This is a genomic window from Micromonospora sp. NPDC047756 (assembly GCF_055587245.1).
In genome coordinates this window covers 351073-371229 of the sequence record NZ_JBVJGQ010000002.1, presented here as the reverse complement: position 1 = coordinate 371229, position 20157 = coordinate 351073, and the positions used below count along the sequence as shown (strand labels likewise).

14 protein-coding genes and 1 pseudogene are annotated in these 20157 nt (G+C 70.5%); 5 read left to right on the top strand and 10 right to left on the bottom strand.

All coding sequences use genetic code 11. The features are described 5' to 3' along the window. The first annotated feature begins 51 nt into the window (after window positions 1-51). Both ACZ6NZ_RS06775 and ACZ6NZ_RS06770 read left to right on the top strand, forming a co-directional pair. Window positions 52-2262, top strand: a complete 2211-nt coding sequence (locus tag ACZ6NZ_RS06775; protein ID WP_465856458.1) for a hypothetical protein — start codon at window positions 52-54, stop codon at window positions 2260-2262. A gap of 132 nt (window positions 2263-2394) precedes the next feature. Beyond that, window positions 2395-3480, top strand: a complete 1086-nt coding sequence (locus ACZ6NZ_RS06770) for a hypothetical protein (RefSeq protein ID WP_366613341.1) — start codon at window positions 2395-2397, stop codon at window positions 3478-3480. A gap of 91 nt (window positions 3481-3571) precedes the next feature. Here ACZ6NZ_RS06770 and ACZ6NZ_RS06765 read toward each other — a convergent pair whose 3' ends face one another. The 6 genes from ACZ6NZ_RS06765 to ACZ6NZ_RS06740 all read right to left on the bottom strand — a co-directional run bounded on the left by ACZ6NZ_RS06765 (window position 3572) and on the right by ACZ6NZ_RS06740 (window position 10494). Then, window positions 3572-3985 (bottom strand): nuclear transport factor 2 family protein, encoded by a 414-nt coding sequence (locus ACZ6NZ_RS06765; RefSeq protein ID WP_465856456.1) that lies wholly within the window; start codon window positions 3983-3985, stop codon window positions 3572-3574. Window positions 3986-4157: 172 nt separating this feature from the next. Then, window positions 4158-6056 carry a CocE/NonD family hydrolase gene (locus ACZ6NZ_RS06760; protein WP_465856454.1) on the bottom strand — a complete coding sequence of 633 codons (1899 nt, stop codon included), beginning with the start codon at window positions 6054-6056 and terminating at the stop codon, window positions 4158-4160. A gap of 205 nt (window positions 6057-6261) precedes the next feature. Continuing rightward, on the bottom strand, window positions 6262-6840 hold the full coding sequence (locus ACZ6NZ_RS06755; RefSeq protein ID WP_465856452.1) for a TlpA family protein disulfide reductase: 579 nt from the start codon (window positions 6838-6840) through the stop codon (window positions 6262-6264). After that, entirely contained in the window at window positions 6837-7271 is a 435-nt protein-coding gene (locus tag ACZ6NZ_RS06750) for a hypothetical protein (protein ID WP_366613349.1), read from the bottom strand. Before ACZ6NZ_RS06750 ends, ACZ6NZ_RS06755 begins: the two co-directional genes overlap by 4 nt. Before the next feature lie 85 nt (window positions 7272-7356). After that, window positions 7357-9399, bottom strand: coding sequence for a M6 family metalloprotease domain-containing protein (locus ACZ6NZ_RS06745; protein ID WP_465856449.1), 2043 nt, complete (start codon window positions 9397-9399; stop codon window positions 7357-7359). Between the two features lie 87 nt (window positions 9400-9486). Next, complete coding sequence (locus tag ACZ6NZ_RS06740; RefSeq protein WP_465856447.1) at window positions 9487-10494, bottom strand: dihydrodipicolinate synthase family protein; 1008 nt, start codon at window positions 10492-10494, stop codon at window positions 9487-9489. 235 nt (window positions 10495-10729) lie between these two features. Here ACZ6NZ_RS06740 and ACZ6NZ_RS06735 point away from each other — a divergent pair, with 235 nt between their 5' ends. Beyond that, window positions 10730-11959: a PucR family transcriptional regulator gene (locus tag ACZ6NZ_RS06735; protein ID WP_465856445.1), complete on the top strand. Its 1230-nt coding sequence runs from the start codon at window positions 10730-10732 to the stop codon at window positions 11957-11959. Window positions 11960-12040: 81 nt separating this feature from the next. Here ACZ6NZ_RS06735 and ACZ6NZ_RS06730 read toward each other — a convergent pair whose 3' ends face one another. The 4 genes from ACZ6NZ_RS06730 to ACZ6NZ_RS06715 all read right to left on the bottom strand — a co-directional run bounded on the left by ACZ6NZ_RS06730 (window position 12041) and on the right by ACZ6NZ_RS06715 (window position 18098). Further along, the gene (locus ACZ6NZ_RS06730) at window positions 12041-13126 is read right to left on the bottom strand and encodes a branched-chain amino acid aminotransferase (RefSeq protein ID WP_465856443.1); all 1086 of its coding nucleotides are present in this window, start codon (window positions 13124-13126) and stop codon (window positions 12041-12043) included. A 179-nt stretch (window positions 13127-13305) separates the two neighbouring features. Continuing rightward, the gene (locus ACZ6NZ_RS06725; RefSeq protein WP_465856441.1) at window positions 13306-14577 is read right to left on the bottom strand and encodes a CehA/McbA family metallohydrolase; all 1272 of its coding nucleotides are present in this window, start codon (window positions 14575-14577) and stop codon (window positions 13306-13308) included. 67 nt (window positions 14578-14644) lie between these two features. After that, window positions 14645-15133 (bottom strand): response regulator transcription factor, encoded by a 489-nt coding sequence (locus tag ACZ6NZ_RS06720; protein WP_465856439.1) that lies wholly within the window; start codon window positions 15131-15133, stop codon window positions 14645-14647. A gap of 91 nt (window positions 15134-15224) precedes the next feature. After that, window positions 15225-18098, bottom strand: a complete 2874-nt coding sequence (locus tag ACZ6NZ_RS06715) for an AfsR/SARP family transcriptional regulator (RefSeq protein ID WP_465856437.1) — start codon at window positions 18096-18098, stop codon at window positions 15225-15227. Between the two features lie 208 nt (window positions 18099-18306). Here ACZ6NZ_RS06715 and ACZ6NZ_RS06710 point away from each other — a divergent pair. Together ACZ6NZ_RS06710 and ACZ6NZ_RS06705 are read left to right on the top strand one after the other, a co-directional pair. Next, window positions 18307-19139: pseudogene (locus tag ACZ6NZ_RS06710) on the top strand (alpha/beta fold hydrolase). A gap of 15 nt (window positions 19140-19154) precedes the next feature. After that, complete coding sequence (locus ACZ6NZ_RS06705) at window positions 19155-20006, top strand: alpha/beta fold hydrolase (protein ID WP_366608438.1); 852 nt, start codon at window positions 19155-19157, stop codon at window positions 20004-20006. The last annotated feature ends 151 nt before the right edge of the window (window positions 20007-20157 follow it).

The window sequence follows — 20157 nt, the reverse complement described above, 5'->3', positions numbered from 1 at the left end:
CACCCGAGCGGGTCGGTGTGAGCCTCGTACACGCCGGGGGGCCGCTACCGGATGGATCATCGAGACGGGGGCGGGCGCGCCGGGGCCGACGGCTTGGTGGAACTGCGGGTGCACGGGGTGTCCGCCACCGGCCCGGATGACCTGCTGGATCGACCGCACGTGCAGCAGGTGGCGGGTGACCACCGGGGCGGCTTCTACCGGCCGCGGCCGGAGAACCGCGAGGACGGCGAGGCGGGCGCGGTGACGCTCGAGGCCTACCGCTGGAACAACCTGCCCGCCGGCAACGCGCTGCGAACGCTGTCGATGGTGATCCTGTTGCCCTTCATGCTGATCAACCTCGCCATCTGGATGCGTCCCACCGGAGCCGGCTCCGACCCAGTGATCAAGGCCCTGTGCCGGTTGTTGGCGCTCACCCTGACCTTGATGTACGTGCTGAGCATCGTGGGGGTAGCGCTGGACGTGGTCGCGTGGAAGTGCATGTCCTCACCGGAGTGCCTGGCCGGCCGTAGTTGGCTCTCCTGGCTCGGAGGGCGTCCTGCCGGACTACGCCTGGCGGTGCTCGCACTGGCACCGGCCGCGGCCATCAGCCTGGTGTGGGGGCTCAGCGCCCGCCCGGCGCTTCCCGCTGACGTCTTCCGCGCGGCCGACCAGCCTCGTGCGGCGGACCGGCTCACCGCCGTCGGCCGGTGGGACAACGAGCCGCTGGTCGGTCGACTGCGCTCGATTCACGTCGCGGCGGCGTTTGCCGCGCTGGACCTCAGCCTGCTCGGAGCCCGCTCCGCACAGGGTCTGTCGATCGTCACCGTCGCGCTGACGGCAGCCGCCGGGCTTCTGCTGATCACCTGCGCGGTTCTGCTCTGCACCCCGCCCCTGACCATGCCCACGGAGTTGCGGCTCGACCGATTGGTCGGCGCGCTCCGCACGATCGCCCTCGCTCTGACAGTGCTGGTCTGGATCCTCGTCCTGACCAGCTCGGACTCCTGGCCGGAGCGGAACGGGCTGCCCGGATACAACCTGACCATCGTCGGGCTGTTCATCGGTCAGGCAGTGCTGCTGGCCGCCCTGGGGGTGGTGCTGTTCTGGCACCGGGGTCGAGATCCCGATGTCGCGCCCACGCTCGGGTTCGGCGCCCTGGCGAGCTCCGTAGCCGCGATCAGTCTGGCGATCACGTTCTCCGCTGAGCTGGTCTATCGGGTCTCCGATTTTCTGAACAGGGGCGCGCCCACCGCCGAGGCGTTGATAACCAGCCCGCCCCGTGCCTGCGTCTGGGCGATTCTCGGCTTCTCGCTGGCGGTGCTGGTGACGCTGGCCGTCGCCGGCGTGGTGTCCGTGGCGTCACGACCGGGACGGTTCCGGGCCGCGTCCGCCAGCGTTGCTCGTGACTTTCCGGACGCGCCGGCCGATGCCACACCGCGACTGCGGCAGGTGCGCAAAACCCTGGCCCGGGCCCGGTTCACCGAGCGGCTGTTGCCGCTTGCGGTGCTCTACGCCTGCCTCGCCGGGATCGGTATGGCAGCGGTCGCGCTCGGCCTGCTGCCGACGCCTCCCGGCGAACTGGTCCAGCGCTACGTCGGGTTGCCGGTCAGCTTCGTCTACTTCGTCATCGGTGTCGGCAGCTATCTGATCGCCGCCCTCATCCTCGGCCTGGTCGTCGGTGGAATCTTCGCCCATCGCACCCCCGGGTTCCGCCGGTACGTCGGCGTGCTGTGGGACCTGGGCACGTTCTGGCCCAGAGCCGCGCACCCGTTCGCGCCGCCGTGCTACGCCGAACGTGCCGTTCCCGAACTGACCTGCCGGATCACCCACCTCGTCGACTCCGGCAACGCGGTGGTGCTCACCGGGCACAGCCACGGCTCCGTCCTGCTCGCCGCGACACTGCTCCAACTGCCGCCGCGGGTCACCGACCGGGTCGGGCTGCTGACCCACGGGTCGCCCCTGCGACGGTTGTACGCCCGCCTCTTTCCCGCGTACGTCAGTGACGAGGTGATCCACGAGATCGCCGACCGGGTGGACTGGCGGTGGGTGAATCTGTGGCGGGAAACCGACCCCATCGGGGGTCGCGTCTTTGCACCGCACGGCCCCGACAAGGCATCCGCGGCGTTCGACCGGGAGGCAACAGTGGACCGGCGGCTACGCGACCCGTACGCCGTCACACCTCCGTCCGGCGACATCTTCCCGCCAGCGATCAAAGGACACCGGCCGTGCGAATCCGAGAAGGCGTTCACTGACGCGGTGCGCGACCTGGCCGACCAACTCCGCTGAGCAGGCGGTCGCGCGCCGGCTGCTCCGCGTTGGTCTCACAGCCGACACCGGAGCGCGATGTTGCCGACTGTGACCATCGAATCACTGCGCGCACACTCCTCTCCGACATGTTCCCGTCGACTGGAGGAACAGATGCGTCTCCGATCGTTCGTCACCACGGCACTGGCGGCCGTCCTGGCCGCCGGCGCACTCGCGCCGCCCACGCCGGCCGCGGCGGCCACCGCCGACCGCTGGGGCTTCGCGTACGTCAAGGACCCCACCGTGCCGGTCTGGACCGTGCTGGACACCAGCCGGCAGTGGGGCAGCTGGAAGACCGCCTTCCCCGCCGCCTGGGCCGACGGCATCAAGCTCGCACCCGGCCGGTTCCAGGTCCGTTTCCCACAGATCGGTGCCAGCTCACGTGGCGTACCGCACGTGACCCCGGTGAACCGGACCGGTCACTACTGCGAGGTGGTCCGCTGGTTCCAGTCCGGCACCGACGAGATCGTCGACGTGCAGTGCCACCGGCCGGGCGGCACGCGCGAAGACACTCCGTTCACAGTGCTCTGGACGACCAGCTCGGGCGTACTGCCGGCCGGCACCTCCCACGCGTACGTGCAGTGGAGCAGCGGCCTGGTGGCGCAGTCGTACAACTCCACCGGCGGCGTGAACACGGTCGGGCCGCTGGGCGTCGGGCAGTACCTGGTGCGGCTGCCCGGGGTGGGACTGGCCGATCTGCTGGCCGGCAACGTGCAGGTCACCGCCGTGCAGCCGAACGCCGGTCCCCGCCGCTGCAAGGTCTACTCCTGGAACGCGGTCGGCACCGGCGTGCAGGTGTACGTCTTCTGTTACGACCAGGCAGGCGCGTTCGTCAACACCGACTTCGCCCTCTCGTACCACCGCCGGCGGCCGGTGATCGGCTCTCTCGGCCCACCCTCGTACTTCGGCTACCTGGGTACCGCCGTCGGCGGGCCGACCAACGACAACTCGGTGCTCGGCGTCGGCGCGAACACCGTGGCGCCGCTGGCGCCCTCCGGTCGCTACCTGGCGACCTTCCCGCAGATCGGCATCAAGGAGACGCACGCCCAGGTGGTGGCGCAGGGCGCCGGCAGCAACTACTGCCACCTCACCCAACCCTGGCCGTACACCACCAACGCCGACGTCGACGTGATCTGCTTCGACAACACCGGCGCGGTGACTCCGCACAGGTTCCTGGCCACCTTCACCTCCCGGCTGTGACGCCGCTCCGCGCCGGCGGTGGCACTCGCGCTGCCGCCGGCGCGGTGGTGGACCGGCGCTCGCGGTGGATCATCGACCTGGGAGGTGTGGGTCAGACGGAGGTTTCCGACGAGCGACCGGCGCTCGCCTCCCGCTGGATCTGCGCGAACTGGGCGGCCATCGCGGCGGCCAGCGTCTGCGCGGCGGACAGTGGGCGAACCATGACCGTGAACTCGTCGATCAGGCCGGCCTCGTCCAGGTGCAGGAAGTCGCAGCCTTCGACGGCGACGTCGCCGATCCTCGCCTCGAACACCAGCGCGTGATCGCGACCCCCGTCACCGCTCAGCTCACGGGTGTAGCGGAAGTCCTCGAATACCCGTAGCACGCCGCGCAGGATCGCCGCGGTGATGGCCTTTCCCGGGTAGGGCTTGAACGCCACCGGACTGCGGAAGACCACGTCGTCGGCGAGGGCCGCCGTCATGGCATCGGGATCGCGTGCTTCAACTGCCGCGCGGAAGTCGATCACCACGCCAGCGTACGGGGTTCCTCCGGCGGCCGCGTACCCAGTGTTCGTCGAGGCGCAACGCGCGGCAGCCAGGTGTGGCCAGCGGGACGGCCCGGCGATCGTCCGCCCTCGCGGGAGGACTGATCGCCGGGCCGCCCCGGTGACGAGCCGCGCCGGCCCGTCGATCAGCCGGTCAGAGGCCGGCGGCGTGCGCGGCGGCGGTTCCGCCGACCACGGGCAGGACGATGTTGCTGCTCTTCAGGGAGACCTGCAGGTTCGCGGCGGTGGTGTCCGCCTGGCTGGAGTACTGCGGGTAGCTGGCCACGATGATCACGCCGATCCGGTGGCCGGGCTTGAAGACGTAGTCCTCGGGCAGCAGCGGGAAGCTGAAGTTGTACGACTCCCCCGGCACCAGCGGCACGGCGACGCGGATCGACTGCCGGTTCTGGGCGTCCATGATGCCCTTGGTGACCAGCTCGTAGTCGGCGGTGGCCACCCGCTTCGCGGTCTGCTTGTAGCAGCCGTCGTCGGTCGGGCTGCTCTCGCCCCAGCAGTCCGATGTGTCCAGGGTGATGATCCCTTCGCCGGAGGCCCGGTGCGCGACCCGCTCGTCGGTGCCGTAGTCGACCAGGATTGCCCCGAGGTTGGTGTCGGTCTGATCGGCGGAGGCCCGCAGTTGCACCGTGGGCGTGCCGGAGATGTGCAGCGGCGCGGTCAGTGGCGCGGAGAGGAAGGCCAGCCGGTTGGGCTGCACCACGTCCGGGTTGAGGATCATGGTGTTCTGGCTCTGCGTGCGACTGTCCTGGAACGCCCCGGTCGCCGGCTTGGCGGTGGGCACCAGCCCGAGACCGCCCGCGCCGGTGGTGCCGGGCTGTAGGAACACCTCCGTGTCCGCCTTGCCGGGGATCGGCCAGTCGGCGTGGGTCTCCCACACGTCGGCGGAGCGCTCCAGGTCCACCCGTGGCTCGTCCATGATGCCGTTGGCGACACCCTGCAACCAGAAGTCGAACCAGCGGTGCAGCGTCGACACCCACACCGCGCGGCGCGAGTCGAACGGGTCGACGTGGCCCTCCTGCGACAGCCACAGCTTGCGCGGCACGTTGTTCTCCGCCAGCGCGTACCAGAACTTGCTGAAGTGGTCCGGCCGGACGTTGTCGTCGTTGAGACCGTGGTAGAGCAGCACACTCGCGGTGACGTTGGGGACCTTCTTGACGTAGCTGCGCTCGTTCCAGAAGGCCGTGTAGTCGCCGTGCTCGTCGCCGTCGGCGGCGCCGATCGCGTCGCGCACCGGCTTGCAGTACTCCCGTCGCTCGGGGTTGGTGACCGTGTTGGCCAGCGACGACACGTAGCTGTTGCCACGGGTGACCACGCCGTTGCTGCGCACGTAGTCGTAGTACTCGGTCGGTCCGCTGATGGGCACGACGGTGGTCAGGCCCTTCACGCCGGTCACCGCCGTGGCCATGGCCAGCGAGCCGTCGTACGACTTGCCGATCATCCCCGTCCTGCCGTTGTGCCAGTCGGCCTTCACGACCTCACCGGCGGCGTTACGGGCGGTGGCCCGACCGTTGAGCCAGTTGATGGCCTGCTTGGCGCTGAGGTTGTCCTGGTTGGCGTTGGTGGTCGGGCAGCCGGTGGAGTTGTTGGTGCCGACCATGTCCAGCAGGATGACCGCGTAGCCGCGCGGCACGAAGTAGTTGTCGTAGAACAGCGGCCACTTGTCGAGCAGCCCGTCGCCGTCGAGGTCCGCCTTGCACTCGGACTCGTTGCCTCGGCAGACCGTCGAGTAGTACGGGCTGGCGTCCATCACCACGGGGGCCTTGAGCCCCTGCGCGGTGGCCGCCGGCCGCATCAGGTCGAACGCGATGATGTCGCGCAGACCGTCGTTGTCGCTGTCGAAGGTGGAGTCGATGAACAGGCGTTCCCGAATGGCGTCGGCGTAGCCGAACACCGGCTGGGTGACACCGTCCTGGACGACGATCGACGGCGGGCCGTCCGCCGCCTGCGCCTGCGGCGCCGCGCCGAGGGCGGCGGCGAGCACGGTCGCGGACAGTACGGCCACGCCGGTGCGCCAGCGCGTTCCCACTGTAGGCATGCAATCTCCTTGATGTGTCCGAGGCTGCGTACGCTACGAGCCGACGGCCTCGTGCCACCACCTGCACGTGTAGGAAGTTCACCGGATGTGGTTCGACGGGGCGCGGCCGTCGTCGCCGGGCAGCGGCGCTCGGGGTACGCACGTGCCTCGGTGCGGCGCCGACCGGTGCCGGGTCGGCGCCGCACCGAGGTGCTGGGGGACGGGACTACGGCTGGTCGGCCAGCACCAGCTCCCGCAGCCGTCGGTCGAGGGTGGGGGCGTCCAGACCGCCCGGCCAGCCGCGGAGCAGGGCGCCGCCCTTGGCCACCAGCACGACGGCGGGTGGCTCCCGCACCGCGTACGAACGCCAGATCGTCTGCTGGTCGTCCACGACGATCGGATACTCCACCCGGTGGGCGCGGAGGTAGTCCTGGACCTCGTCGGCCTGGTCCGCGCCGGCCACGCCGACGAAGACCACCCGGTCCCGGTAGCTGCGGGCCAGCTCACTGAGGGCGGCCTGGTTGCTGGCGCAGGTGGTGCACCAGGAGCTGAAGAAGGTGAGCACGACGGGGCGCTGGGCCCACAGCTCGGCGGCGGCGAACGGTGTGCCGTCGGTCAGCGCGCCGGTGAATGCCGGGGCGGCCGGGGCGGTGCCGGGCACCGGGCGCAGCGCCAGGTCGGCGGGGACCGGCCCGGGCAGCGCCGCCGCGCCGCCGACGGGCGTCGGCGCGGGCTTTGGCTCGGGCGTGCTGCATCCGCCCAGCAGCGCCGCCGCGAGCACCAGCGGCAGGAGTGCCCGCCTCATGAGGGGACCACCGCCACCAGCGCCGGGCCCTCGCTGGTGTCCGGCGTCAGGTCGAGCGCCGGCTGGCCGTCCACCTCCAGCCGGTAGGAGTCCCGCTGCGGCACGCGCACACCGACGGCGAACTCGCAGTAGGTGGGTAGGCGCTCGACCCCCAGGTCCTCGGCGAAGGCGGCCACGGCGGTCCCCGCCGGCAGCCGCCCGCTGGCCAGCGCCGCTCCGTCGGGGGCGAGCACCCGGAACGATGCCCGGTTGTGGAAGTGCTGGTAGGGGCCGGTACCGGCGCAGTCCACGCCCGCGGCCCGGATGTTGATGTCGCGAACAAGGACCCGGACGGTCGTCGGGGAGACCGCCTCCTCGGCAGCGCCGACGGCACCGCAGCCGGTCGCGCCGACCAGCAGCAGGGGCAGCAGAGCCATGGTGCTTCGCCGCACGTCATCCTCCTTCCGTCCGCCTGCCGGGTCCGCGGCGGCAGGCCGTCGCGGACCCGGCAGGAGCGGGGTCATCCGTGGGCGTCGGTCAGGACTTCTCGACCCGGCACTGCTTGGTCTCCGTCTTCGTCGGGTCGCTCTCCGAGGTCGCGGTGAGCTTCACGAAGCCGGTGTTCGCGGCGGCGGCGGTGGCGCCCACCGACACCTTGACGGTGGTGGCCTTACCGAACTGCGCGGTGGCGAGTTGGTTGGGCAGCCAGGTCCGCCAGCCCTTGCCGGCGACCTCCGCCGACAGGCGGTAGACGTCCGACTTCAGGTACGCGCTGACGTTCTCCGGGTGCTGCTGCCCGCCGGCCGAGTACGAGCCGGTGTTGGTCAGCTCGAACGAGCAGGTCACGCCGCGGTTGGTCGGCTTTCCGGCACCGGTCGCCTCGCCCTTGCCCAGCGTCACGCCGTGGCTGCTCGGCCCGCCGGTGCCGTCGAGCGAACGCACCGCCACGGTGTAGGTCAGCGAGCCGGCCGAGTCCCGCTTGAGGTCGATGATGTAGAAGTGCAGCCGGTTGGCCTCGTCGACGTACTCGTACTGGCTGCCGGTGTCCGCGCCGGCGTGGAACAGCGCGTCGGAGAGCTGCCGGTAGTCCCCCATGGTGATCTTCTGCGGGGTGCCGTCGGGCCGGTAGAAGTCGATCATGTCGATGTCCTGCGGGTTGGCGTCCACCACCCACTGGAACGGCGCGCTGTCGGCGTTCTTCGTCTTGCTGAGCAGCACACCGCTGTCCGGGGTGAACGAGTCCGCGCCCATCCGGTCGACGACCTCGACGGTGTAGTTGTTGAAGTTGCCACCGTCGCACAACGGGTCGGTGGTGACACCGCACGTCGGCGACAGGTCCTTGTTCAGGGCGATGTTCACGCCGGTCAGACCCTTCGGACCGGCGTCGACCGCCCGAGCCGTGACCTGTGCGACCACCAGACCCGAGGAGGCCAACGACTCCCGCGACAACCGCAGCACGTGCTCCTCACCGAGCAGGCCGATCTTGAGCTTGTCCCGCACGGTGTGCAGTGAGCCCATCGAACCGCCGTTGGTCGGTGGGATCTGCCAGCGGGTGTGCGGACCGCCCGGGCCATTGAACGACCCGCGCGACATCATGCTCCAGATCCCGGTGTACGCCCTGCGCAGCGGCTCGCCGTACGGGTTGTTGTAGTTGTCGCCGATGCCCAGCAGATGGGTCAGCTCGTGGGCGTAGACGCCCATGCCGGAGCTCTCCCCCTGCGTCGAGGAGCCGCCGCCGGCGTTCGGCCACAGTGTCGCCGCCGCTTTCCACGAGGTCCAGTCCACGTAGCGGGTCTTCGCCCAGTTCGGCAGGTTCGGGTCCGGCGGGCCCCAGGCGTCCGGCACGTCCTCCTTGTTCTGGAAGATCATCTGACCGAACTCCTGCCAGGTCGACGACTCGTCCTGGCCGGCGCTGAGGATGAACACCAACTCGTACTGGTTGGCGACCTCCTCGCCGACAGCCGCCCGCCAGGCGCCCAGGCCGTCGGTGCGGATGTTCTTGCCGCAGACGTCCCCGCTCGGGCAGGCGCCCGGGTTGAACCCGTTGTCCAGACCGTACTGGTAGGACTTGGCCGGCATCTGGTACGGCCCGAACCCGGTGAGGTCGACGCCGTAGCGGCCGTTGGAGTCCTGCATCCAGTACTCGTGCAGGGTGTGACCCTTGTTGAGGGTGTTCGGGGTGTTCAGGAAGTCCTGGTAGAACGTCGGCACGTCCGCCCGGGGAATGTTGGTCGCGACGGACTGGGGGTTGCCGAAGACCGTCGATCGGGCCCGCTGGGAGACCGCGAACGTCTCGTCCGGATAGTCGAGCGCCACCAAAGCGATCTTGAAGTTGCGGACCGAGCCGGACACGCTCGGGTCGGCCCAGTTCTTGCCGGGCACGGCCTTGTAGTCGTTCCAGGTCATCGTGTCCGGGTTCTGCCAGGCCTGCGGATCGAGGACCTGGAACGGCGCGGTGCCGCCGGCCGGGTTGGCCGGGGCCGCGGCGGCCTGCGCCGCCCCGGTCGCCACGAGCGTGGTCGCCACGGCGGCGGCCAGCACGGCCCGCCTCAGCCGGGCTCGGTTGGGGGTACGGTGCACGAAATCACCTCTCGTCGGAGGAAACGCGGTGCCGGCGCCCCGGTGGGGGCTTTCGCGGAGCGCCTGTCAGCAAGCCGCGCAGCGAATCTAGGAGGGCGGGTCGGTGCCGGTCACCGTGCAGATGTCGGCAGGTGAGCCGGCCACTTCCGACACCTGAAGGACCGACGCCCCGACGGCTGCGCCAGGGGAGGCTCCGGGAACCGGTTCGGTGCTCGCCGCCAGGGCCCGCCGCACGTCGCGGCGTACCCGGTCGAGGGCGGCCTCGGACAGGGGTCCGCGCGGTGGGCGGCACCGCCCTCCGAAGCGTCCGGCGCACTCCATGGCGAGCTTGACGGCCTGCACCGACTCGGGCCGGGAGGACCAACCGAGGATGGGGTGCAGTTCGGCGTAGAGCGGCAGCGCCCGGCCCAGGTCGCGGGCGACGCACAGCTCGTAGAGGCGCACGGCCTGGCGGGGCAGCGCGTTGGGCAGGGTGGCGACCCATCCGGTGGCGCCGCACAGCATCAGTTCGAGCACCACGTCGTCGGCGCCGACCAGCACGTCGACGTGGGGGCAGAGGTCCCGCAGGCGATGCAACCTGCGGACGTCGCCGGTGACCTCCTTGACCGCGACGATCCCGTCGATCTCGGCGACGGTCGCCAGCAGGTCCGGCGTGAGGTCCAACCGGGTGTCGTACGGATCGTTGTGCGCGACCACCGGCAGGCCGACCGCCGCCACCTCCCGATAGTGGGCGACCACGTCGGCGGCGCGGGCAGCGGGCCCCTCGGGTGGCCGCGCCAGCACGCCGTGGGCACCGGCCTCGGCGGCCTGCTGGGTCCAGCGGCGGGCCTGCCTGCTGCCGTAGCCACCGACGCCGGGCACCACCGCGCAGCCGGGCGGCGCGGCCTGCACCGTCGCCTGAACCACGGCGGCCCGCTCGTCGTCGGTGAGCGCCCGGTACTCCCCCACCGACGCGCACGGCACGACCCCGTGGCACCCCTCGGCAGCGAGCCAGCGCACGTGTTCCTGGAGCTTGTCGACATCGACCGACAGGTCGGCGCGGAACGGCGTGGTGATGGAGACCAACACGCCCCGCCAGGGCCTACCAGTTTCCACTCGCAAGCCCCCTCTCCGCCGGCGCCGCCAGGTGTGGCGCGCCGACGTGATCCGTACCGGAACCCTAGGAACGCCCGTCGCCGCGGTCTTCGGACAGATGCCGGAACAGCCGCGTCATCGCCCGTCTTTTTGTCGTGACTTCGACAGTGGACCTTGCGCGATGACCCATCGGCACCGGAGGGTAAGGACTGGCGGTCGCGCGATCCCTGTCACGCAGCGCAACCAGGGGAGTTTTATGCACGGTGAGCTCCAGCGAATCGTCGACGCCGTCGCCGCCCGGGTGGGGCGACCCGCCCTCATCGAGGATCGCCGGCAGCGGGTGGTCGCCTACAGCGAGCACGACGGTCCGATGGACGACGTCCGGCGCACGTCGATCCTGCGCCGGCAGACGACGCCGGAGGTGATCGCCTGGTTCCGGGGCATGGGCGTGCTCACGGCCCACGCGCCGATCCGTACCCCCGCCTGCGCCGAACTGGACCTGCTGGCCAGGGTGTGTGTGCCGATCCGGCACGACGACCTGCTGCTCGGGTTCGTCTGGTTCATCGACGCGGACGGTTCGATGACCGATGCCGACATCGCCACCGCGACCGGCCCGTTCGCCGACCTGTCGCTGGCCCTGTACCGGGAGAACCTGCTCGGTGAGCTCGCCTCCCAGCGGGAGACCGAGGCCACCCGCACCCTGCTGGTGGAGAGCCGGCAGGCGCGCGAGCACGCGGCGCGGGCGCTGCTGGAGGAGGGCGTGGTGGTCGCCGACGGGCCGACGGTCGCGCTCGTCGCCCAGCTCGTGCCGGCGGCCGGGCGGCAGCCCGACGAGGTGGCCCGGATCGCCCTGGAACAGGCCCTGGTCAACACCCGCCGCTGGATCGGCGTGCGGGAGACGTTGCACCTGGTCTGGCACGACCACGGGGTGCTGCTGGTCTGCGGCGACCGGGTCGCCGGCCGACCCTCGCCGGAAGCCTCCGCCGCGCACCTCAACGACGCGCTGGGCACCGCGACCCGCGGCCTGGCCTCGGTGGAACGGACGGTGACCGGAATCGGCCAGCCCCGTGGCGGGCTGTCCGACGCTCTGGAGTCCTACCAGGAGGGCGCGCAGGCCGCCCGGGTCGGCACGCAACTGCCCGCGCTGGGCGGCGTGGTCTCCTGGGCCGGCCTCGGCATCTACCGGGTGCTGTCCCAACTGGACAGTCGGCACCTCACCGTCGCGGGCGTCCACCCCGGGCTGGAGCGGTTGCTGCGCGACGATGCCCACCAGGTGCTGCTGGAGACCCTGGAGGCCTACCTGGACCTGGCGGGCAACGCGCACGCCACCGCCGAGAAGCTCCGCCTGCACCGGACGACCCTCTACTACCGGCTGCAACGGGTGGAACAGCTCGCCGGGACCGACCTCAAGGACGGCAACGAACGGCTGTGCCTGCACCTGGCCATGAAGCTCGGCCGGCTCACCGGCCATTACCGCACGCCGTGAGGCGTACGCCCGCCGGTGGAGCCACAGCGGGCAGCAGCGGCTGGCCCGAGCGGCCGTCGGGATGGGGCCGGGCGTTCCCCGTCAGACGAGGCGGGTCATCCACCCGTACGGGTCGGCGGCCCGACCGTACTGGATGTCGAGCAGGTGGCTGCGCAGCCGCATGGTCACCGAGTCCTCCGCGCCGGCGTTCGGGGCCGTCACCTCGCCGCCCTCCCAGACCAGGCGTCCGACCGGCGTGACCACCGCGCCGGTGCCACACGCGAAGACCTCGGTGATCGCGCCGGAGGCCACACCCTCCTGCCATTCCCGGATCTCCACCGGGCGCTCCTCGACCTCCAGGCCCAGATCCTTGGCGAGGATGAGGATCGACGCCCGGGTGACGCCTTCGAGGATGGTGCCGAGTGCCGGGGTGACGATCCGTCCGTCGGCGGTGATGAAGTAGAGGTTCATGCCGCCGAGCTCCTCCACGTAGCGACCCTCGGCGGCGTCCAGGAAACAGACCTGCTCACAGCCGTGCTCGGCGGCCTCGACCATCGGCGCCAGGCTGGAGGCGTAGTTGCCGCCGCACTTCGCCTCGCCCGTGCCGCCCCGCGCCGCCCGGGTGTACTCGGTGGAGAGCCAGATGGAGACCGGCTTGACGCCACCGGAGAAGTACGCGCCGACCGGGCAGGCGATCACCATGTAGGTGATCTCCTTCGCCGGCCGAACCCCCAGGAACGGCTCGGAGCCGAACATGAAGGGCCGCAGGTAGACGCTGTACTCGTCCTCGTTCGGCACCCACACCTGATCCGCGCGGACCAGCCCTTCGACCGAGGCCATGAAGTCCGGCACCGGCAGCTCGGGCAGTGCCAGTCGCCGGGCGGACCGCGCGAAGCGCTCCGCGTTGGCATGCGGCCGGAACGACCAGATCGAGCCGTCACGGTGCCGGTAAGCCTTCATCCCCTCGAAGACCTCCTGGGCGTAGTGCAGTACGGCCGCCGCCGGGTGCATGAGGATCGGACCGAAGGGGATGATCTCGGAGTCCTGCCAGCCGCCGTCGGGCCTCCACACCGCCCGTGCCATGTGGTCGGTGAAGTACGTGCCGAACCCCGGATTGGCCATGATCTCGGCTCGCCGCTGCGCGCTCGCCGGGCTCGGATTCTGGTGCAACGGGAACGACAGGCTCATCGCCGGGTCCTCTCAGGGGCCGCATCCCTGGGCGCTCAGGTCACCGAGCACGAACACGCGCAGGGGAGGTTGTCGGATGACGGGTGCAGAATACCGACCGTGCTGTCGCCGATCGTAGACAGACCGAGGCGAGAGCCACCTCCCCGTCACGCTGCCCGGCATCCCGATCGGGATGCCGGTCAGGGCTGGAGCCACCAGGGGCTGGTGTAGGCCACCGCGAAGTCGTTACACGGGTGGCCGACCGGGCCGGGGGTGGCGTTGGGCGCCGACGGGTCGGAGATCCGGAGCACCACCCAGTCGCCGTCGGTGGCGTCGAGGGGCACTGTGAAGTCGGTGACCTGACCGTTGACGGTGTCGATGACGTCGACGACGGTCGGCACCGAGGTGCCGGGACGGAGGACCTGGATCCGCAGGGGCTTACCGTCCCAGGCCGGGCCGCGGTCCAGATCCAGCAGGAACCGGACGTCGCCAGAGGTCACGTTCAGCACCCCACCCATGCGTACGCCGTTGGCGGTGGCGTCCACCCGTAGGCCCGAGACGCGCGTGGCGAAGGAGCGGCGGGCGGCCATCGCCTCGAACACCGCGGCCCGGGTGTTCTCGGCGACCCACAGTCCGCTGCGGCCCTTACCCTCGTGGAAGCCCCAACTGGTGCCGTGCTCGTCGGTGACGCCGGTCAGAGCCGGCCGCCAACCGGCGTTCAGGCAGGCCACCAGCGGTGACGTCGCGCCCGACGACCAACCCTCGAAGAGAAAGTCGTCGGTCCGGTTGAACATCTCCAGCCCCACGAGTTGATTCCGGGCCGAGGCGTTGAAGGAGAAGTTGTTGAACCGGCCCGCCTCCCGGCCGGGGTGGTTGAAGCTCGCCAGGCCCCCGGGTCGGCCGGCGAGCCAGTCGTACAGGCTGCCGGGGCTGCTGGCCCGCAACAGGTCGGCGAAGTCGGAGGTGTTCCAGACGTTGATGTGCCCCTGCAACGGGTGCGACCACTCGAACCCGCGGACGGCGGTGAACTGACCCGGGTCGTTGGCGGCGTTGGCCAGGTCGCCGGTGGTCCGCCACTCGGACGAGCTGAGCCCGTCGATGGCGAAGAGAGTGGCGTGATCGGTCAGGGCCGCGACGTCCAGACCGGCCTCGCGCATCGACGCGAACGCGGCTTGGGCGCTGCCGTCACCGTCGGACATGACCGTGTGGTTGTGCATGTCCGCGTGGACCAACGTCGTGCCCTGCGTGATCCGGGACGACCGGCTGGCGCCGTCCGCCGCGGTCGGGCCGCCGGCCATCGTCGTGGTGGCCGCTCTGGCGGCGGTCGGCAGCGCGGCCAGCATCAGCGTGCCGCCAGCGCCGGCCAGAAGCGCCCGTCGGCCGAAGCCCGCGGGGAGCTCGACCTGACCGTACGGCGCGTCGTCGTCGGATCCGTGGTCGTGATGGCAGTGGTGTGGGTGCTGTTCCGTCATCATCATATTGATGTAGATAGTTCTGACGGAGACGTCAAGCCGAGTCGTCGGTCAGACGAACACCTCGTTACGCCTCACACCGCAACGGCCTCGCCACGACCGGCGGTGCGCCGTCCGATCGGGGTACGGCAGGTGCGTCCCGTCCCGCCAGCTCGCGGCGCGAGGTGATGCCGAGCTTGCGAAAAATCTTGCGCAGGTGATAGTCCACAGTGCTCGGGCTGATGAACATCTGGGCCGCCACCTCACGGTTGGAGGCGCCGTTCGAGACCCGCCGGGCGATGTCCCGCTCCTGGCTGGTCAGGCAGCGGCTCTGGGTGAGGTGGTTGGTCGTGTCGTGGCCGGCCAGCCTGCTGCGTAGTTCGCGGCGGGATGCGACGCCGAGCCGGTGGAACACTCCGCGGAGGTGATGTTTGACGGTGTGAGTGCTGATGACCAGGTCCGTCGCGACCTCGACGTTCGTGGAGCCGGCCGCCACCAGGAGGGCGATCTGTTCCTGCCGCGGGGTCAGTACCGCGTCGGGACGGACTCGGGCAGGCTCGGCTACGACACGGCGCATGGTGCTCCTCGGGCGAGGTTCGGGGTCTCGACGACCATCCGATCGCGCCGTGGTGCACGACGAGTGCAGACTGAGTGCTCGCCCTACGCGCTCAGGACGCGCCCCTCATCAAGCTCAGGCGGGCCCGGACATACGCGACCATTGTCCGGTATGTCTCGGCCTGCTCCATGCCGGCGAACTCGATCAGTTCCCGGAAGCCGTTGTCCGCGATCAGGTTCTCGAACTGCTGGCACCCCCGTTCCGCACGCACCAGGTCACCCAGATCGAACGCGGCCCGCGCGAGGATCGCCGCGACGGCACACCGGGGACCGTCCGACTCACAGACGCCTTCCGTCAGTCCCCACTCCGACACCTTCACCGCCTGGTCGAGGCGGCCGAGTTTCCAGGACGACTCGGCGACGAGCTGTGCGTAGTAGATCTTCAGGTGATCGAGGTGCTGCGCCACGGCTATGGCCAGTCCTTCGTCGGCGAGCCGGGTGCCGGTCTCGAACCGGTCGGACCCCAGGAGCGCCCTCGTGAGTGTCAGCAGCGAGACGGCCAGCAGTTCCTGGTGCCCCGTCCGGCGGGCAAGAGCCACCGAGCGGTCGCCGTACGCGGTGGCGGCGTCGTGGTCGCCACGCGACAACGACAGCACGGCGAGGTTACGCAGGACCTCGGCCTGTCCGGTCAACTCTCCGGCGCCCTCGAAGATGGACAGGGCTCGACGCAGGTGGTCGTCGGCCTGCGGCAGCGGGGCGAGAACCTCACCGACGGTACGCAGAAGTTCGGCCTCCACCAGCGGCTCACCGAGCACGCTGACCAGATCGAGGATCGCGAGTACGGTCGGTGTCCGGCCCGGGGGTATGGAGTTGCTGCCCGGTGCCGAGGCGGCGAGGACCATGGCCGCCGCGTCACGCCCCAGGCCGTGCGCGAGGGCCAGGTCGATGGTCGCCCACAGCGCGGCGCGTTCCCGCGCGTACCAGGCGGCAGCCTGTGGCACGCTGTCGAACGACTCAGGTGTCACCTCTGACGGCGGCTCGCCGACGTCGCCGATCGGCTGTCGGTGGTGTCTCGCGTACGCGGCGCGGGCCGAGTGCAGGTAATGCGTGATGAGCCGCCGCTCGCACTCCGGTCGTTCCTGATCCTCGTCGAGGAGTTCGCCCGCGTAGGCCCGCAACAGGTCGTGCAGCACGTACCGCCCGGCCTGGGACTCGTCGAGCAGATTCGCGGTCACCAGGTCCATGAGCAGTGCGCGCGCCTGTGCGCGACCGACTCCGGCGACGCTGGCCGCCGACTCCAGCGGGATCCCCGGCCCCGGGTGGACGGCGAGAGCACGGAACGCCTGCGCCGTGGCGGGATCAAGGGCCCGGTACGACCACGAGAACACCGATCGGACATCGTCGGATGAGTCCACGCTGGACAACGCGTCGAGTCGGGCGGAGGGCGCGGAGACGTCGTCGACGGCCGCGCTCAACGGCAGGGCCGGGTTGAGGGCCACGCGGGCCGCGACGATCGCCAGTGCGAGCGGCAGCCCGGCGCAGAGCGTGACGACCCTGTCCAGGGCCTCCGGATTCGCTGTGGCGCGACGGGCCCCGAGGCGGTTGATCAGAAGCTGTCGGGACTCGGCCCCGGTCAGCCGATCGACGTGCAGGTACCGTGCGCCCTCCCGGGTCGCCAGGCTGGCCATCCGGTTGCGGCTCGTCACGATGACCAGGCAGCCCCGGGTGGCCGGCAGCAGCGGGCGGACCTGGGCGGAGTCGCGCGCGTTGTCCAGGAGGATCAGGAGTCGACGACCGAAGAGGCGGCTGCGGTAACGGGCTGCCTGCGCGTCGACGGTCTCCTGCGGTGACGAGACCGCGGGCTCGCCCAGGGACGCCAGCAACGTGGCGAGCGCCTCCTCCGGTGACATGACGCGCCCGTCCGGATCGAGACCCCGCAGGTTCAGAAACAACTGGCCGTCGGGGAAGTCGCTGGCGATCTGGTGGGCCCAGTGCACGGCGAGCGCGGTCTTTCCGATGCCACCCATGCCGCCGAGCACGGTGATCACGACGGCCGCGTCGCCGAAACCGTCGGACAGTTGCTCGTCGAGCACGGCGGCCACGTCGCTTCGGCGCACGAAGCCCGCGACCTGCGGCGGCAGCTGCGCGGGCCGGAGAGCCTCGGGCGGGCGCAGTTCCTCCTGCAGAGTCCAGCCGCTGGCGAGCAGCTCCCGGTACGCCTCGCGCAGCTCCGGCCCCGGGTCGACCCCCAGCTCCTCGGCGAGACGTTGACGGGTCCGCTCGAAGACCCGCACCCCCTCCGCCCGGTGACCGGTGGCCACGTACGCGCGCATCAGGCACGCCTGTAGCGCCTCGTCCAGCGGCACCGCGGCGGCCACGCTCAGCAGTGGGGTCAACACGGTGTCGGCCATGCCGTTGGCGATCGCCGCCTCGCTGGCGGCGATCGCCACCGCGACACGCTCCCGTTCGATGGCGACGAACTCCGGCGAACTCGACGCACTGGCGGGGAGGTCGGTGAACGCGGGGCTGCGGCCAAGCTCCAGAGCGGTCAGGTACGCCCGGACGCCGGCCATGACGTCACCGCCGGCGAGCGCTGCGCGGGCCCGTCGAACCAACTCGCGATACATGGCCAGATCGGAGTCCTCGGTCGCAAGGACCAATCGGTAACCCGTACCGGCCGGTAGGAGGTAGCGACCGGTTTCGCGGACGTCCAAATCCGGTTCGAAGATCCGCCGGATCTGCCCGACGTGCCGGTGGACCTGGTTGGCGGCGCTGGGCGGCGGCTGTTCGTCCCATACGCCGTCGATGATGGCGTCGAGGCTGACCGCGTCACCGCCGGCGGCAAGGAGCTTGGCCAGGATGATCCGCTGGCGCACCGGGCCGAGATCGACATCCGAGCCGTCCCGCCGACAGCCGAGACCGCCGAAGACCTTGAACTCGCAGCGGGACCGCGGCGCGTCCGGGGGCCTGCGGTCGGGCGTCGTCACGATTGACATCCTAGGGATGGAAGGGCAGCGGCTTCGCTTTTCGGCCCAGCCTGCGATTCGCCGCGGCGCCACCGCATCGCCCATTTCTCGTTGTCCGTCGAGTCGGTCGCCGAAACGGGGACTACGTGGTTCGGGTGATTCGGGAAACAGTGCCATCTCCGTACCTTCGGCATGGTTCCAACGCGGAACGCAAGCCCAAGGAGTGCGCATGCCCCATGTCACAGTTGGCTCAGAGGGAGCCGACCCGATCGAGATCTACTACGAGGATCACGGTGCCGGTAGGCCGGTGGTACTCAGCCACGGCTACCCGCTGAGTGGGCAGGCCTGGAAAAGCAGGTCTCCGCACTGGTCGCGGCCGGTTACCGGGCCATCACGTATGACCGGCGGGGTTGGGGCAATTCCAGCCAGCCCGACGGTGGATACGACGTCGACACGTTCGCCGACGACCTGAACGCGCTGCTCACGCAACTGGACGTACGCGACGCGATCCTCGTGGGTCACTCGATGGGGACCGGCGACGTTGCCCGCTACCTGGGTCGTCACGGCACCGACCGGGTCGCGAAGGCTGTGCTGATGTCGCCGATCCCACCGTTTCTCCTCAAGACCGACGACAACCCCGAAGGCGCACCGCAGTCGTTGTTCGACGGGTTCATCCAGGCCGCGCGGGCGGACCGGAACGGATGGCTCAAGCAGTTCCTGGAGAACTTCTACAACGTCGACGTCTACGGCGGTTCGCTGGTGAGCGAGGAGGCGTTCCAGGCGAGTGTGAACGTGGCGGTGGCCGGATCCCCCGTCGCCGCGGTGGCCTGCATCCCGACGTGGCTCACCGATTTCCGCGCCGACCTGCCCAAGATCGACGTGCCGGTCCTCGTGATCCAGGGCGACCAGGACCGGGTCCTACCCATCGGGGTCACCGGCCAGCGACTGTCCGCCTTCATCGCGGATTCGCGCCTGCTCGTCATCGAGGGCGGGCCGCACGCCATTGCCTGGACCCACAGCGATCAGGTCAACGCCGCCCTGCTCGACTTCTGCGCGAAGTAAGTGAAAGGAAACACCGTGAAATTGTTTTCCCGGCGGCGTCTCATCTCCGTGGGCGTGGTCATCGGCGCGCTCACCCTGGGTGGTGCCGGTATCGGCACCGCACAGGCCTCGACGGCTCACACCCTGCACTCACGGCCCGCAACGGCCAAGCCGACAGTCGTGCTCGTGCACGGGGCGTGGGCGGACGGGTCGAGCTGGGACAAGGTGGCGGCCAAGCTCCAGCACGACGGCTACCGGGTGGTCACGCCGCCGAATCTGCTGTCCGGCGTGGAGAACGACGCCGCCAACCTGCGCGCCTACCTGGACACCATCACCGGACCGATCGTCCTCGTCGGGCACTCGTACGGCGGCATGGTCATCACGAACGCCGCCCGGGGCGACGAGCAGGTCAAGGCCCTGGTCTACGTCGACGCGTACATCCCGGACGAGCACGACACCGTGCTGTCGCTGACCTCGGCCGTGCCGGGCTCGATCTTCGCCGCCGACGTGTCCACCGTCTTCGACCAGGTCGCGATCCCCGGTGACGACCCGCACAACGTGAACCTCTACGTGAAGCCGTCGATCTTCGGCAAGGCGTTCGCCGACAAGAGCATTTCCGCCAAGGACGTGGCGGTGCTGGCCTCCCGGCAGCGTCCGCTGGCCTTCGGTGCCCTGGTCGAGGAGTCCAAGGAGCCCGCCTGGCTGACCATCCCCTCGTGGTCGGTGGTCGGCAAGCAGGACGCCGTCATCCCCGCCGCCCAGCAGATCGCCATGTCCAGGAGGGCCAAGGCGCACACGACCGAGATCAACGCGCCTCACCTGTCCATGGTCACCGACGCGGGCGTGGTCACCAACCAGATCGAGGCCGCCGCCAAGGCGACCGACTGACCCGACGGCACGACTGACACGACGGCCGGCCGTGGGGGGGGGGGGGGGGGGGGGGGCGGGGCCCCCCCCCCCCCCCCGCGGGCCCGAACGGCCGCGGCCCGCGGTTGCCGCCGGCGGGGAGGCGGCCGGCGCCGCACGGGCACCGGGGGGC

Coding starts and splice junctions, on each gene's coding strand:
- ACZ6NZ_RS06775 (WP_465856458.1), top strand. CDS start 52: ATGGATCATCGAGACGGGGGCGGGCGCGCCGGGGCCGACGGCTTGGTG.
- ACZ6NZ_RS06770 (WP_366613341.1), top strand. CDS start 2,395: ATGCGTCTCCGATCGTTCGTCACCACGGCACTGGCGGCCGTCCTGGCC.
- ACZ6NZ_RS06760 (WP_465856454.1), bottom strand. CDS start 6,056: ATGCCTACAGTGGGAACGCGCTGGCGCACCGGCGTGGCCGTACTGTCC.
- ACZ6NZ_RS06755 (WP_465856452.1), bottom strand. CDS start 6,840: ATGAGGCGGGCACTCCTGCCGCTGGTGCTCGCGGCGGCGCTGCTGGGC.
- ACZ6NZ_RS06735 (WP_465856445.1), top strand. CDS start 10,730: ATGCACGGTGAGCTCCAGCGAATCGTCGACGCCGTCGCCGCCCGGGTG.
- ACZ6NZ_RS06730 (WP_465856443.1), bottom strand. CDS start 13,126: ATGAGCCTGTCGTTCCCGTTGCACCAGAATCCGAGCCCGGCGAGCGCG.
- ACZ6NZ_RS06725 (WP_465856441.1), bottom strand. CDS start 14,577: ATGACGGAACAGCACCCACACCACTGCCATCACGACCACGGATCCGAC.
- ACZ6NZ_RS06720 (WP_465856439.1), bottom strand. CDS start 15,133: ATGCGCCGTGTCGTAGCCGAGCCTGCCCGAGTCCGTCCCGACGCGGTA.